The sequence below is a fragment of the Microbacterium sp. AC132 genome, from assembly GCF_979258525.1.
In genome coordinates, this window is record NZ_OZ409862.1 from 706,185 (window position 1) to 718,288 (window position 12,104).

At 64.4% G+C, this 12,104-nt stretch carries 17 protein-coding genes and 1 tRNA gene; 4 read left to right on the forward strand and 14 right to left on the reverse strand.

Going from position 1 to position 12,104, the window contains the following annotated elements; genetic code table 11:
* Window positions 1-28: 28 nt before the first annotated feature.
* Window positions 29-529: a hypothetical protein gene (locus tag ACZZZQ_RS03310; protein WP_463506879.1), complete on the forward strand. Its 501-nt coding sequence runs from the start codon at window positions 29-31 to the stop codon at window positions 527-529.
* Here ACZZZQ_RS03310 and ACZZZQ_RS03315 read toward each other — a convergent pair.
* From ACZZZQ_RS03315 to ACZZZQ_RS03325, 3 genes are read right to left on the reverse strand one after another with little or no spacing between them, the layout of a single operon-like run.
* Entirely contained in the window at window positions 519-992 is a 474-nt protein-coding gene (locus ACZZZQ_RS03315) for a heme-binding protein (RefSeq protein ID WP_053098916.1), read from the reverse strand. The genes ACZZZQ_RS03310 and ACZZZQ_RS03315 overlap by 11 nt on opposite strands.
* A gap of 26 nt (window positions 993-1,018) precedes the next feature.
* The gene (locus tag ACZZZQ_RS03320; protein ID WP_463506880.1) at window positions 1,019-1,882 is read right to left on the reverse strand and encodes an FHA domain-containing protein; all 864 of its coding nucleotides are present in this window, start codon (window positions 1,880-1,882) and stop codon (window positions 1,019-1,021) included.
* Window positions 1,883-1,894: 12 nt separating this feature from the next.
* Window positions 1,895-2,161: a hypothetical protein gene (locus ACZZZQ_RS03325; RefSeq protein WP_053098914.1), complete on the reverse strand. Its 267-nt coding sequence runs from the start codon at window positions 2,159-2,161 to the stop codon at window positions 1,895-1,897.
* A gap of 218 nt (window positions 2,162-2,379) precedes the next feature.
* Between ACZZZQ_RS03325 and ACZZZQ_RS03330 the strand changes: the two genes are divergently transcribed.
* The gene (locus ACZZZQ_RS03330; RefSeq protein WP_463506881.1) at window positions 2,380-2,973 is read left to right on the forward strand and encodes a fasciclin domain-containing protein; all 594 of its coding nucleotides are present in this window, start codon (window positions 2,380-2,382) and stop codon (window positions 2,971-2,973) included.
* Between the two features lie 723 nt (window positions 2,974-3,696).
* Here ACZZZQ_RS03330 and ACZZZQ_RS03335 read toward each other — a convergent pair.
* From ACZZZQ_RS03335 to ACZZZQ_RS03375, 9 genes are all read right to left on the reverse strand, one after another.
* Window positions 3,697-4,257 carry a tyrosine-type recombinase/integrase gene (locus tag ACZZZQ_RS03335; RefSeq protein WP_463506882.1) on the reverse strand — a complete coding sequence of 187 codons (561 nt, stop codon included), beginning with the start codon at window positions 4,255-4,257 and terminating at the stop codon, window positions 3,697-3,699.
* A gap of 5 nt (window positions 4,258-4,262) precedes the next feature.
* Complete coding sequence (locus ACZZZQ_RS03340; protein WP_463506883.1) at window positions 4,263-4,871, reverse strand: tyrosine-type recombinase/integrase; 609 nt, start codon at window positions 4,869-4,871, stop codon at window positions 4,263-4,265.
* A 189-nt stretch (window positions 4,872-5,060) separates the two neighbouring features.
* Window positions 5,061-5,330, reverse strand: coding sequence for a hypothetical protein (locus ACZZZQ_RS03345; RefSeq protein WP_463506884.1), 270 nt, complete (start codon window positions 5,328-5,330; stop codon window positions 5,061-5,063).
* Window positions 5,331-5,448: 118 nt separating this feature from the next.
* Window positions 5,449-5,826, reverse strand: coding sequence for a type II toxin-antitoxin system PemK/MazF family toxin (locus tag ACZZZQ_RS03350; protein ID WP_463506885.1), 378 nt, complete (start codon window positions 5,824-5,826; stop codon window positions 5,449-5,451).
* Window positions 5,823-6,458, reverse strand: a complete 636-nt coding sequence (locus ACZZZQ_RS03355; protein ID WP_463506886.1) for a Panacea domain-containing protein — start codon at window positions 6,456-6,458, stop codon at window positions 5,823-5,825. Before ACZZZQ_RS03355 ends, ACZZZQ_RS03350 begins: the two co-directional genes overlap by 4 nt.
* Before the next feature lie 66 nt (window positions 6,459-6,524).
* Entirely contained in the window at window positions 6,525-6,932 is a 408-nt protein-coding gene (locus tag ACZZZQ_RS03360; RefSeq protein ID WP_463506887.1) for a hypothetical protein, read from the reverse strand.
* A 4-nt stretch (window positions 6,933-6,936) separates the two neighbouring features.
* Complete coding sequence (locus tag ACZZZQ_RS03365) at window positions 6,937-7,263, reverse strand: hypothetical protein (protein ID WP_463506888.1); 327 nt, start codon at window positions 7,261-7,263, stop codon at window positions 6,937-6,939.
* Entirely contained in the window at window positions 7,263-7,706 is a 444-nt protein-coding gene (locus tag ACZZZQ_RS03370; RefSeq protein ID WP_463506889.1) for a hypothetical protein, read from the reverse strand. Before ACZZZQ_RS03370 ends, ACZZZQ_RS03365 begins: the two co-directional genes overlap by 1 nt.
* Window positions 7,707-8,253: 547 nt before the next feature.
* Window positions 8,254-9,297 carry a M23 family metallopeptidase gene (locus tag ACZZZQ_RS03375; RefSeq protein ID WP_463506890.1) on the reverse strand — a complete coding sequence of 348 codons (1,044 nt, stop codon included), beginning with the start codon at window positions 9,295-9,297 and terminating at the stop codon, window positions 8,254-8,256.
* 119 nt (window positions 9,298-9,416) lie between these two features.
* Between ACZZZQ_RS03375 and ACZZZQ_RS03380 the strand changes: the two genes are divergently transcribed.
* On the forward strand, window positions 9,417-10,049 hold the full coding sequence (locus ACZZZQ_RS03380; protein WP_463506891.1) for a hypothetical protein: 633 nt from the start codon (window positions 9,417-9,419) through the stop codon (window positions 10,047-10,049).
* Window positions 10,050-10,320: 271 nt separating this feature from the next.
* Here ACZZZQ_RS03380 and ACZZZQ_RS03385 read toward each other — a convergent pair.
* Window positions 10,321-10,405 (reverse strand) — tRNA-Tyr (locus ACZZZQ_RS03385).
* A gap of 86 nt (window positions 10,406-10,491) precedes the next feature.
* Window positions 10,492-11,421: a carbohydrate kinase family protein gene (locus tag ACZZZQ_RS03390; protein WP_463506892.1), complete on the reverse strand. Its 930-nt coding sequence runs from the start codon at window positions 11,419-11,421 to the stop codon at window positions 10,492-10,494.
* An 85-nt stretch (window positions 11,422-11,506) separates the two neighbouring features.
* On the opposite strand from ACZZZQ_RS03390, the gene ACZZZQ_RS03395 reads away from it, so the two are divergent.
* Window positions 11,507-12,097 carry a hypothetical protein gene (locus ACZZZQ_RS03395; RefSeq protein WP_053098903.1) on the forward strand — a complete coding sequence of 197 codons (591 nt, stop codon included), beginning with the start codon at window positions 11,507-11,509 and terminating at the stop codon, window positions 12,095-12,097.
* The last annotated feature ends 7 nt before the right edge of the window (window positions 12,098-12,104 follow it).

Below are 12,104 nucleotides of genomic sequence, written 5' to 3' on the forward strand. Positions count from 1 at the left end.
GATTCCTCGGCCCGCGACACTCTGAGTCATGAAGAACTCGATGTGGCGCGCTGTGCGGATCCTGGTCGCGGCGACGACGCTCAGCGTCGGGCTGACCGGCTGCTCGCCCTCCTCCGGCGGAACTCAGCCTGCGAACGATGCGTCGACTGCTGAGACGACCCTTGGCGCCGGTTCGGTCAGCGACGCCCCTCGTGCGAGCCCTCTCAGCTGCGATGGCGTGGCTGTGATGTTGACGGTCGATCCACTGTCAGCCACCGCCGGGCAGACGGTCTCCGTGTCAGTGCATCCCCCCGAGTGCCTCGACGAGCTCTGGGCGGGCGAGGTGATCATCCGCTCCCCCGAGGGCGATCTGCGCACCGGTTCACGTCTCGAGGTCGGAGCGACCTCGGTGTCGGTCGAGGTGCCGCCCGATCTCACGGGGACGCCGATGCTGATGCTCGTACCCGATCTCGATTGCGAGCGATCAGGTGCGACCGGCGACTGCCACTATCCATACGCGGAGATCGAGATCCGCGCCGCTACTCCGTGAGCAGACCCAGCCCTGCGATCCCCTCGACGACCAGGTCGTGGTCGTCCGATGACGGAAGTCCCGACACCGTCGCGACCGCGACGACACCCACACCGTCGACGCGGATCGGCACCGACCCACCCGCGACCGCGTAGACGACCGGATCGAGCCATCCCGGCTCGTACATGTCCCGGCCGCCATTCTCGATGCGCGCTTCGAGCAGGGCAGTGCTGGTCTCGAACCTGAGAGCGGTCGCCGCCTTCTTCGCCGCCCATGCGTCGTTGTCGGCCGTCGCGCCCGGCAGAGATGCATGGAAGAGGACCCCTGACGGGGTGCGCACGTCCACCGCGACCGGGTGACCCTCGGCCAATGCCCGTTCTGCGATCGAGCGACCCAGCTCCCATGCGTCCCTGCGGTCGAAGCGGCGCAGGACGAGTTCGACGTGCTCCTTCTCGAGCTGCGCGATCCGTGTCTGGTCACTCATGTCCGGTACCTCTCGTGTGCGTCTGTTCAGCCGAGTTCCCCCGATCCGTACGGTCGAATCGGCTGCTGCCTCTGGAAGGCGTACTCGCCACCCTGACGCCCTCCGAAGGGGCGTCCGTGATCGGCGAACTCCTCACGATAGAACGCCAGCCGCCAGGATCCGATCTCGATCCGCGATCCGGTGCGCAGAATCCGGGCATCCTCCGAGCTGTGCGGCAGATTGGGCCGCCCGCCGCCGGTGGGGGCGTACGAGTACAGGACGTACTCGTCGTCCTCGTTGTGGCGGACCTCGGCGTGCAGCGCCTCCACTCCCTCGAGCCGCAGGTCGGCGTCCTTGCCCGAGCCGATCGTCGTCCGTCCGGGAAGGAGATCGAACTCACGCGGCCTGGTGCTGTTCCAGTCGCCGTTCCCGACCGCGAAGATCAGCCGTGGTCGACCGGATCCGGGAAGGTAGTGGGTGGTCGTCACCCGCCGCGGCACCCGACGTGCCAACGTGGGAACGAGGGGGAAGAGAGTGGGCGGCGGGGCGGGGAGGCGGAACCGGCTGCCATCGTCCCGCTGCTTCACCTCCGAGAGCAGCGCCGACAGATGTCCGAGCCTGATGTGCGACGACCCGGCGATCGCACGGCCGACAGGCCCTGACCTGACGTCGCCGAGCTGGAGCAGAGTCCCCTTCGGCCCTTCCACACGCACGCTGAGGCCTCGTCGCGACAAGGCATCGGCGAGAGGTGCCAGCTGCGTGAGCTCGCGGCGACCCATGCCGGTGAGGCCCGCAGTGGACTCGAACGAGATGACGACCGCCCGACCCGCGGCACGCACCGTGAAGCGAGTCGGAGATGCGCCGTCCGAAGCGACGTGCTCGACCTTCAGGTCGATATCGAGACGGATCATGGTGGCAGGCCGTCAGGCCGGCCGGCTCTCGCCGGACTCGCTGTCGCTGGTCGTCACGCGCAGCGTGCCGTTGAACTTCCACGTCGCGCGAGGCGCATCCGGCCCGATGTCCCGAGGGACTTCCACGGTCATGTCCTCGAACGTGTAGTTGACCGCCGCTCCGCGACCGGTCAGATAGGCCCACATCTCTCGGCCGAGATCCGTCCAGTCCGTGATCGATGCTCCACTCGGCCCCGAGGCCTCGGAGAACAGTTCGGACGTTTCCTTCTCATCACTCATGGGGTGCTCCTTCGCTGGTGCCCGGTGGTGTTGAAGCGATTATGCGCGCCCCCGATCACTCTGTCCATATGTTTTTGAATACAGTCCAGAAACTGTCTTCCGCTCTCCGAGACAGCTCAGAGAAACTTCGCGGCCGGTGCATCCAAACGGCGGTGACCAGCGGAATAACCCTGTGTCACGACCCTCGCCGTGACCCCGATCGACAATGGAGTTGAACGATGACTGGAAAGATCCGCGCCTCCCTCGCAGGGGTGGCCGCACTCGCCCTCGTCCTGACCGCCGCGCCCGCTCAGGCAGCCGAGACAGCACGCCCCTCGGGGAGCATCGTCGATGTTCTCGTCACCGCCTCAGGAGGAGGCGCTCCAGACCGAAACGCCAACGACTACGACCTGCTCGTCCAGGCGGTGCTCGCCACCGGCCTCGACAGCACGCTCGCAGATCCGGCGGGAACGTTCACCGTCTTCGCTCCGAACGATCGAGCCTTCCTGCGGCTGGTGTCCGACCTGACGGGCACCGCACCCGCATCCGAGGCGGCGGCACTGACCACGCTCACGACCGCCTTCACCACCGACCAGATCGCCGACATCCTGCTGTACCACGTCGTCGCGGGCAAGAAGCTGGGCCCGATCAAGGTCATCACGTCGAAGTCGCTCACCATGGCCAACGGCGGGGTCGTCCGGCCGCGCGGCGTCTTCTTGCGTGACGAGAGCCCCACCCTGCGGGACCCGGCCCTGGTGCTGTGGCGGGTGAACATCACCGCGAACAATGGAGTGATCCACACGATCGATCGCGTCCTGGTTCCTGCGATGTGAGCACGCCGTGAAAAGGAAACGCCCCCGAGGACGGGGGCGTTTCTCCGGCTCGTGGATCTCGTGATCGAGAACAACGAACAGAGGGTTGGGTTTTCCCGTGTCCCCGAGTCCTACCCTTTACAGGGATCGGGGCCCGCGATTCCTACGCGTTTCCCACGCGTTCCTTTCGCGATTCCCACGGATACCCCCGACTGCCCTACTCCTGCTTGAGGTGCCAGCGGGCGAAACTCAGGATTCGGCCGCGGCGCCGTCGCCCTCAGGTTCTGGCTCTCCCCAGGGGATCGCCTACCTGAGGGCCTGCTACGTCGAGACTGAGCTCGCCCTGCGACGCTCTCGTCGTGCCTGTTGTCTCATCGGTTGAGCTGCCACTGCCCAACGGTCGCGCACAGTGCGACCCAGCCAGCCCAGGGACCTCTGGGCGGCCTGCCGACAGCTCACGCAAGAAGCAGAACTGGCACCGAAACGAGGAAAGCCCCCGGTATTCCCGGGGGCTTTCCTCGTTTGACCTGGCATTCTGAGATACGAGAACAAAATCCTCGAGATCCGGGAATACCCCATGGTGGCGAGTGAGGGATTCGAACTCCCACGTGCATACATACAAGGAGATCCGTCCGGGAGCTTCTAGGCGCTAGAAATCAAGGGTCGCGAGAGACAGCGATCGAAGCAACTACCCCAGGGTGCAAGCAATATCGTCAACGGTGCCCCATCGTTTGCCCCATGGGGCTAGTCGATCAACTTCTCCACGTTCGACATCGCGCGAGTGAGGCGGTCGAGGTGTGCGGGACTCTTGTAAGACCGAGTCATGGCGCGGGTGGAGTGCCCCACTAGTTCGACGATGAGCTCTTCAGGGACGTCGGCCGCGTACAGAAGGTCGACGGCGGCGTGGCGGAGGTCGTGCAGCCGGACGTGCCGATCGGCGCCGAGTAGCTCGCGTTGGACTGCTGGCCAGAGGCGCGTCTCCATGTTGGGGTCGATCGGGCGGCCCTTGCGCGTGAACACCAACCCCCACTCGTTGGGCTCCTTCGTGGCGAGGTGGTGCTCCATCATCTCCCTCAGTGGGCTGATGAGCGGAACCGCTCTCCACCCCGCTCTCGACTTCGGACGGGTGAGGAAGAAGCCTCCGTAGAGGTGGCGGTACTCGAAGTCGGACGGGGCGATCGGTCGGCCGGTATCGCCGCGCCTCAGTGTCTGCAGCTGCCAGCTGATGTCCAGATGGGTGCCGACTCTGTCGACCTCGAGGCCGACGACTTCTCCTCGCCGCGCCCCGGTGAGGATGTACGTCATCCACTTCAGCCGTCGGGCCGCGTCCTGAGCACGGTCAGTAGATGCTTCACCTCAGCGGTGGTCGGTACATCGAGTTGGGGGCGCGCAGGCCGCGGCTGTTCGACCAGTCGAACCGGATTCCGTTGAATCTCTTCCTCGCGCACGGCTGCATCGAACGCACGGCCCGCGATCGTGTGCACGTTGCGAACCGTCGTGGGCGATCGGTCCTGCCTCACCACATGCTGCATCCTGCGGATGTCGGCGGCGCGGATCGCCACCAAGGGAGTGGACGCACCAAGGTTGGGCACAATGTGCGTGTCGACCGCACTCCGATAACCGTCCGCAGTCCGGGGACGCAACTGCGGGTAGACGCATTCGTAGATCCAGTAGTTGAACCACTCTCCGACGGTCGTTACGCCCACGCCGGACGGGTACTCCGAAGCGCCCGGGAGATCGGTGCCGCTGCGCGATCGCTCGTACTCATGCAGGAACGCCATCGCGTCGGCACGCTTTCGAAAGCGTTTTACCTGGCGCCGGCGCTTCCCATCCTTGGGTGGCAGAGGCAGGGCAACCTTCCAGTAGCCTCGGTCGTCGCGAAAGATCGTCCCTGTGCCTCGAGCTCGTCGTGTTCCCATGGCGAAACCGTAGGTCGGCTCGGGGTCTGTGTTTCATGACGCGTTCAACGATCCGTCGGATATGCCGTGTAATCAGTCAGATTCGACGAGTCGGAGACGCGCAAGAGGCTCGATGATTACCGGCGGAGCATGAAAAAGCCCCACCCGCCCCGGAGGACGGTGGGGAGCTACAGTTCGAACCTGCGCGCTTCAGTCGCGAACGTCGACCAGGCGGCTAATCACCGTCAGAGGGTTGTCACTCACCCACTCGGTGACGGTCGGATCGCCTGCGGCCTCGGACTTGAAGAAGATCGCACGATCCTCCTCGTGTCGTGCGAAACGACCGATGTACTCCATTTCTAGGTAGACGATCCACGACTCGGGCGAGTCTCGACGCACCACGACGGTGGCGTCGCCGAGATTGAGCTCGAAGTCTTCGACACCGGACAGCAGTTGAATGATCTCGTCATAGGAAGTCATGTCGCTCAGCGTATCGGCCCATTGAGATCCCGGGGTGCAATCGGAAGCCGACGATCAGACGTTCCGCTGCTGGGTCTGGGGGAACGCGGTCGTCGTCGACAGCGCAGAGTGAACCGGCTCAGTACGGATTGTCGGTGTAGGTGATCAACTTCAGCTTCACGTCTTCCACGAAGTTAGCTGCTAGAGGACCGACATACTCCAGCAGTTTCGGCTTTGCTAGTGGCTGAAGCAAGGGAACTTGAACCCAGCACTCTTCCGGCAGGTCGCAAACGCCCTTCCCGAGCTTCACGCAAAAAGAAGTCGCGAACTCGTGAGACGTGGTCAGCGGGAACCCCAAGACGACAGGCCACTGCTCCGCCGTATTCACTGAGTCATTCGAGATCACCAGAAAGGGGCGCCTCCGGTGGAGGTTGCGCTCCTTCAACGTCTGCGGAGGCAAGCTGACGGCGCTATCAGGCACCCAGTAGAGGCCGCCCAGTCTTATGGGGACGGTCATGAGAGGAGCGAGGTCGCTTCCTTCCGAAGATCCGCAAGCGACTCATAGTCCTTGAGGAGAGCCTCAGTGTTCACTTGGATCGGCGCCGAAGGCAGCGCGGCCGCCTTCATCCGAAGCTCTTGGAGGCGCCGCAGGGCCGTCGCCTCAGCACCGCGGTTTGCAGCGTGGGTCGAGAACATGGGCCAAGCACCTCCAATCTCTTCGTTCGGGATCACAACATGACGGCGATTCCGGTCATAATGCTCCTGCCAGGGTCCGACATCGTGGGTGAGTTCGCGAAGGGCCCACCCGGACAGCACTGCGAACGAATCCCACACCTCCTCAAGAGCTGAGCAGACCTCACCGGGGAGCTGATTCCAGGGTCCGTCTGCCGCGAGAGGTTGCACGATCTGCTCGTCCCCAAACCGCTTGTACTCCTGGTAGACCACGTCAATCACAGGACCGTGCTTCCAGGCTTCAACCTTCTCCCGGAGCAGTGCGTTTCCATTCGTATGTAGGAACCGACTATGTGCAAGGAAGAGGAGCTTCTGCAACTTGAGGTTGTCGAGATCGCCGGCGTGAGCATCGGTTGCGCGCCGCACGAACCACTTCGCAAGGAGCGAGGCAGAGACCGGCGGCGCATACTGCGTCATGCCCTTACCTCCTTCACCCCTAGGAATATCGTACGGGAAGGCAACAGTGTATAGGCTGAACGACTGTCAGTATGTGATCTCGAGAAGTCGCGTGGTTTCGCGAGGCTCTCCGCGGTGGTTAGTCCAGCCGATGCGGAGCTTCATCGAACCAGTGGGCGTCTGGTCCAAGAAGATCATCTCTGCTTCGCCAGGCTGGAAGACGTCGTTCTTGTCCGGGTCTCGGAGGATCTCTGATCCGCTCACCTTCAAAGTAACGTCCGTCGCGGTGCGCGTTCCGGTGTTCTTGACTACCCAGGCACGTACCTTGCTCCGTCGAGCAACCTGTTCGGCCACCGGGGTTAGCGACCACTCAGCGTCTGCAGTGCGATCGGCCCGCTTGCGCTCGAAATGCAAGGCGAGCTGGGCGCTGCCGATTCCGATGCCGGCAGCGACGACGAGCCTCGCGATGTCGAGGACGATTGACCATTCGTTCACGCGATCACTGTATCTGTGAGTCGCTCCCCGTGCCGTCAGGGTACAGAGTGAAGGACCAGACGTTCTCCGGCAGGTCCTTGAACCATCGGGAGAGCTCGAACCGGCTGACGGTCATCGGTTCCTGCCGTTCGCACGCTTCGGCACGCTCCCGATGGAAGCGGAGGAGGTCGTCGAGCGGCCGGGCGATACCGTCGGCGACGAGCTGACGATGCCGTTCCATCCGCCGCGGGTCGTCGTACTCGGCGATCGCTGCCAGCGCCTGATTGTGCAGGTGTAGGTACACCGGTGAGATCCCGGTCGGCGCTGACACGGTGCTCTTGCGGCGCGACATCACTTCACGTCCGTCCGCGGCGTCCAGGTGCTGAGCTCAACAGGGGCAGGTGCCCCTGGTTTCCCATTCTTGGCGAGGTCGTCCCATCGCTTGTTCGCGGCGCGCTGCTGCCGCACGGCGACGGTCTTCTCCTCGCCAGGGAGGCGAACACCTTCGGTAGTCCGGGTCATGGATGCGTACCACTGACGCAGCTCTACCAGAGCGGGCGAGACACGCAGTTGACCGGTCGAACCGACCACCATGTAGCCGTGCTCTTCGACGGCCGCTTCGAGCTTCTCGACGTGCTTGGCCTGCCGTTCGAGTATGGCCATGAGGATGAGTTCTCTCTCATCCCACTCAGTGTCTTCGGGTAGTGCCGCGTCGAGGGTCGCCCGGGGATCGAGTCGAGGTGTAACGGTTCCTTCGGTGTGCGCCTTTCTGGGGCGTCGGGGCTTGTCCGGCATGGCGGAACTCCTTTTCGGGCGTCAGACGAGCGCCTGGGGCTGAAAAAACGGATCAAGGGCATATGCGGAGGATAGATTCACCAGCATCTCTCCGGAGGGTGGAGAGGGTGGCAGGGGCGGGGGTAGCCCCTACCTCTCAGTGGTGTCGCGGTGCCTGACGTGAGTTGTCAGGTGTCTCGGTGTCGGAGGACTGTGCGTGTGCGTCGTGCTTCGGCGGCTTCGCGTTGTGTCTTCGCCTTGTGGTGGTGGGAGCAGAGCCAGGCGAGGTTGGTGAGGTCGTGGTTGTCGCCTCTGGTGATGTGGTCGCACTCTGTACCTGGTGAGGGGCAGCGTGTGCCGTTGGTGAGGGTGGCTTCACACTGTCCGCCTGCCCTCGTGCGTGTGAGGTCGCGGCGGTCTCGCCAGTCACTCGGTAGCCGTGAGGCGCGGTCGGAGCTGGCCCAGTTGTGCTGGGTGTGGGTGGGGCAGTACTTCGAGGTGGTGATGCGGTTCTCGCATCCCCCTGGGTATGCGCACTGTCGCGGTGCTCGGGGCATCGTGATCCCCCTCAGTTCTGAGTGAGCTTGGTGCGCGGGTTCACGGGGCTGCCGTTCACGTGCACCTCGAAGTGCAGGTGCGCGCCGAACGAGACGCCCGTGTTGCCGACTGCGCCGATGATCGTCCCAGCGGCGATCGTCTGTCCGACCGACACGCTCGGGGTCGACTGCATGTGTCCATACAGAGTCTTAAGTCCGTTGCCGTGGTCGATGACGACGCAGTTCCCGAATCCGCCGTTGGTGCCTGCGAGTTCGACGGTGCCGGCTGCTGCTGCGGGAATGGGGGCGCCCGCGTCCGGGTCGAAGTCCATACCCTCGTGGAACGTCGACCCACCAGGACCAGGCGACTCCCGTGGCCCATACTCCGAAGAGACCGTGCTGGCAGGGAACGGCCACTGCAACGGACCGCCCTCGGGTCCGCCCACGTTCGGAGAGACTTTCCAGAAGTTCCCGATGACGTCGACGGCAACCCAGGACAGGCCCGTCATTGAAGGCGCTTCAGGCATCTTCGCGAACGCGATGTGGTCTGGCTTGATGATGACGCCGTTACGTCCGCCCGTGCCATTGGGGCCGTATAGCTTGAGGTTCCCGTCGGCGCCGAGTACCTGCCCGTCGTTGGGCATCGTGATCATGCCGTCGTGGTCGTCCGGGTCGAGCACCATGCTGCCGACCGTGATCTTCCCCGTCCCTCCGTCGATGACGATCAGGTTCGATCCGGTGCCGACGTAGATCTTCCCGTCTTCGATGCGGACGTTTCCGGACTTGAAGATCCCGGTCAGGTCGAAGTCCCCTGCCAGGTCGACATCGCCAGCTATACGACCGCCCTCGGGGCTGTCGAACTCCCAGGGGCCAACCCACCGGAAGTTCCCCTCACCATCGAGCGCGCCGACGATCTGGAGTGTTCCGCCTGTGTCGATGAGTAGGAGCCCGCCGATGAAACGCATGCGGCCGTTCGTGATCGACGAGTTCTCCAGCAAGGCGCCGGAATAGAGACGGTCCACCTTCGCGTTGAGCTGCTTGATCCAGCCCCACGCGTCTTCGAGATTGCGCAGCATGTTGTGTCCTTTCGTGCCCTTCGGCAATGTCGCGTGCGAGACGCGTGGTTAGAGTGAGGCGGGCTACGCCGGCCTCGTGATCGGGGAGTCGCAGCGAGGGTTGCTGCGATGATGGGCTCATGGATTCGACGGTGCAGGCGGCTCTAATTTCGGCGGGTGCGGTCCTCGCAAGCGGGTTGCTGACGTTGCTGATTACCGGAAACCAGGAGAAGCGCCGAAGAGCGGACGCTGCGGCCGCACGCGAGGCAGATCGAGCCGAGCGCGATGCCGAACGCGTCCGGGCAGAATGTCTCAGAATCGCCGAACAGTTCTACGAGCTGATCGACGTATTCGCTCGAATGCCGGTCACCTTCCAGTGGGGCGAGATCTGGGAGATATACGAGGAGCGGCACGCAGAGCGTTTCGATCACTCGATTCGGAAAGCGATCGCCATCGGCGGTCCGACCGACCTGCGAGAAAAGGTCCTGCACATCCTTCAAGCGCTCCCGGATGTGGAGATCTACGCGAAGCTCGAGCAGCGAACCAACTACGACCAGCTCATTCACTTGTTGCGTCTGGGTGGAGACCTCGCTGCGGACGCCGCGCGGGGAGGTGGCGGCGATTCCGCAACCAGCTATACGAAGTTCATGGAGACGCGGGAGAAAGTTACCAAGCGGCGCACGAACGACCTGGCGAAGAAGGCCTCGAGTGGCCCCTCTGATGCTGAAGACGCTGGCCCCCGCGCTGCTCAAGACGCAGGGACCAGCAGTTGAAGGGGTGACATCTGGCAAGCCCTACAGACACCACCCCGGCCTATGGGGTCAGTCGTAGCGATCCCGCTGCGCGAACCGACGGGGCTCGTGTTTCGGATCGATCGCGATCACGGCGGACCTGTATTCGCACGTTACTCAGACGATGCAGCGCTCGGCGGTTGAAAGGTTCGCGGCGCTGATGAATCAAGGGCTTGCCCCATAACTCGCCCCATGAACACGAAAAAGCCCCTGCACCGATGTTGAGAACACCTAGTCAGGGGCTGTTTCGAAGTGGTGGCGAGTGAGGGATTCGAACCCCCGAATGCTGAGCAGTCTGATTTACAGTCAGATCCCTTTGGCCGCTTGGGTAACTCGCCAGAGCGCACCCGTCCGACTTCGACAGCCAACCGGGGGCACGATAGATAATCATACCTGCCGAGGGCAAGCGTGAGAAATCGAACGCTCAGCTGCCGAACACGCCGCGATCGGCGTCAGCGATCGACTCCGGAGTCCGCAGCAGGCCGCCCTCGGCTCGGCACGTCGCAGCGGCCACATCCATGGCTCGATCGAGCAGGTGCTGCCAGCCTTTCGCATCGGAGGGTGTCCCCTGAGCAAGGCCGGCCGCCACGGCCGCGAGAGTCGCATCTCCGGCTCCCACGGTGTCGACGACGCGACCGGGCAGCGTCGAGATGGGCGCCGTGACGATGCCGGCATCCGACTCGAGGGCTGCACCATCGGCGCCTGCGGTCGCGAGCACCGCGCTCACCCCGAGCGCGCGCAGCCGCGCCCTCAGCGCATCGAGATCGCCGTCATAGAGGAGAGCCGCATCATCGGCGCCGATCTTGACGATCGACGCTCCTGCGGCGGCGCGCTCGAAGCCCTGCACGAACTCGGCACCGTCGCTCAGCATCCCCGACCGTGGGTTCGGGTCGACAGCGAGACGAGTGTCGCCGACGGCGTCGAGCAGTGCGTCGACCTCACCGGGCACGTCGAAGGGGAAGCAGCTGACGGCCACGAGATCCGAATCGGCGATCGCACGGACAGCCTCGTCGGAATAGCGGATGCTGCGCCGCTGCGCGGCCTCGTTGAACACGTAGACGGGCTCGCCGTCGGGACCACGCTGCACGATCGCCCGAGACGAGCCCAGCGGCGCCTCGCTGGCGATCAGCCGCACGCCGTGATCGTCGAGGTATTCGCGGATGTGCGCCCCCGCTTCGTCGTCCCCGACCATCGCGATCAGGGTGGTCGGCACACCGAGCCTGCGAAGACCGACGGCGACGTTCAGTGCCGCGCCGCCGACCAGCTCACGCACCCCGCCGACGTCGTGGATCTCGTCGATCAGCGCGTCTCCGACGACGACTGCACCGGGCATACGGGAGGAATCATCACTCATTCCGCCGACACTACCGCGAGAGCGGCTTCTTCGGCGGTTCGGTCAGCCTCCCTGCGCGGGCTGGGCACAGCGCTACGGTGAGCGCATGAACGCTCGAATCGCCGCCGGCGCTGCGGCTCTCCTGCTCCTCGCCGTGCTCACCGGCTGCGATCCGACCGGTTCGGGCACCACGCCGTCGAACGATTCCGCTGAACCGTCGTCGAGTCCGGGACCGGACGAATCGGAGAGCCCGTCGCCCTCTCCCACACCGACAGAGACTCCGATCGCTCTGCCGACCGACTGCAGGGCGATCCTCTCGGACGACGTGCTCGCACAGCTCGAGGGAGTGCCACTCAATGACGCGGCCTTCGGACCGTCCGGGGTAGGAGACGATGGCGAGCTCACCTGCATCTGGGCGGATCCGAGGGCGGACACCACCCGGCTGGTCACCACCATCTCCCTGATGAACCGAGGGCCGGCCCTCGACATGCTGAACGCTCTCGTGGCCGACGAGGGCTACACGTGCTTCACTCCCGACGGCGGCACGCGCTGCGAGAAGACCTGGCAGAACGAGCAGTACCCTGTCACCGACGGTCGCACCCTCTTCTGGCGGGACGACGTGCTGATCGACTCCCAGTACTCGAATCTCGCGCCCGAGGGATACACCTCGAGCATCGTGGCGCACCTCTTCGACTGATCCGTCG

What these genes read in the sequence shown, in the direction of transcription:
- ACZZZQ_RS03310 (WP_463506879.1), top strand. Translation starts at nt 29, where the DNA reads ATGAAGAACTCGATGTGGCGCGCTGTGCGGATCCTGGTCGCGGCGACG.
- ACZZZQ_RS03315 (WP_053098916.1), bottom strand. Translation starts at nt 992, where the DNA reads ATGAGTGACCAGACACGGATCGCGCAGCTCGAGAAGGAGCACGTCGAA.
- ACZZZQ_RS03320 (WP_463506880.1), bottom strand. Translation starts at nt 1,882, where the DNA reads ATGATCCGTCTCGATATCGACCTGAAGGTCGAGCACGTCGCTTCGGAC.
- ACZZZQ_RS03325 (WP_053098914.1), bottom strand. Translation starts at nt 2,161, where the DNA reads ATGAGTGATGAGAAGGAAACGTCCGAACTGTTCTCCGAGGCCTCGGGG.
- ACZZZQ_RS03330 (WP_463506881.1), top strand. Translation starts at nt 2,380, where the DNA reads ATGACTGGAAAGATCCGCGCCTCCCTCGCAGGGGTGGCCGCACTCGCC.
- ACZZZQ_RS03335 (WP_463506882.1), bottom strand. Translation starts at nt 4,257, where the DNA reads ATGACGTACATCCTCACCGGGGCGCGGCGAGGAGAAGTCGTCGGCCTC.
- ACZZZQ_RS03340 (WP_463506883.1), bottom strand. Translation starts at nt 4,871, where the DNA reads ATGGGAACACGACGAGCTCGAGGCACAGGGACGATCTTTCGCGACGAC.
- ACZZZQ_RS03345 (WP_463506884.1), bottom strand. Translation starts at nt 5,330, where the DNA reads ATGACTTCCTATGACGAGATCATTCAACTGCTGTCCGGTGTCGAAGAC.
- ACZZZQ_RS03350 (WP_463506885.1), bottom strand. Translation starts at nt 5,826, where the DNA reads ATGACCGTCCCCATAAGACTGGGCGGCCTCTACTGGGTGCCTGATAGC.
- ACZZZQ_RS03355 (WP_463506886.1), bottom strand. Translation starts at nt 6,458, where the DNA reads ATGACGCAGTATGCGCCGCCGGTCTCTGCCTCGCTCCTTGCGAAGTGG.
- ACZZZQ_RS03365 (WP_463506888.1), bottom strand. Translation starts at nt 7,263, where the DNA reads ATGTCGCGCCGCAAGAGCACCGTGTCAGCGCCGACCGGGATCTCACCG.
- ACZZZQ_RS03370 (WP_463506889.1), bottom strand. Translation starts at nt 7,706, where the DNA reads ATGCCGGACAAGCCCCGACGCCCCAGAAAGGCGCACACCGAAGGAACC.
- ACZZZQ_RS03375 (WP_463506890.1), bottom strand. Translation starts at nt 9,297, where the DNA reads ATGCTGCGCAATCTCGAAGACGCGTGGGGCTGGATCAAGCAGCTCAAC.
- ACZZZQ_RS03380 (WP_463506891.1), top strand. Translation starts at nt 9,417, where the DNA reads ATGGATTCGACGGTGCAGGCGGCTCTAATTTCGGCGGGTGCGGTCCTC.
- ACZZZQ_RS03390 (WP_463506892.1), bottom strand. Translation starts at nt 11,421, where the DNA reads ATGAGTGATGATTCCTCCCGTATGCCCGGTGCAGTCGTCGTCGGAGAC.
- ACZZZQ_RS03395 (WP_053098903.1), top strand. Translation starts at nt 11,507, where the DNA reads ATGAACGCTCGAATCGCCGCCGGCGCTGCGGCTCTCCTGCTCCTCGCC.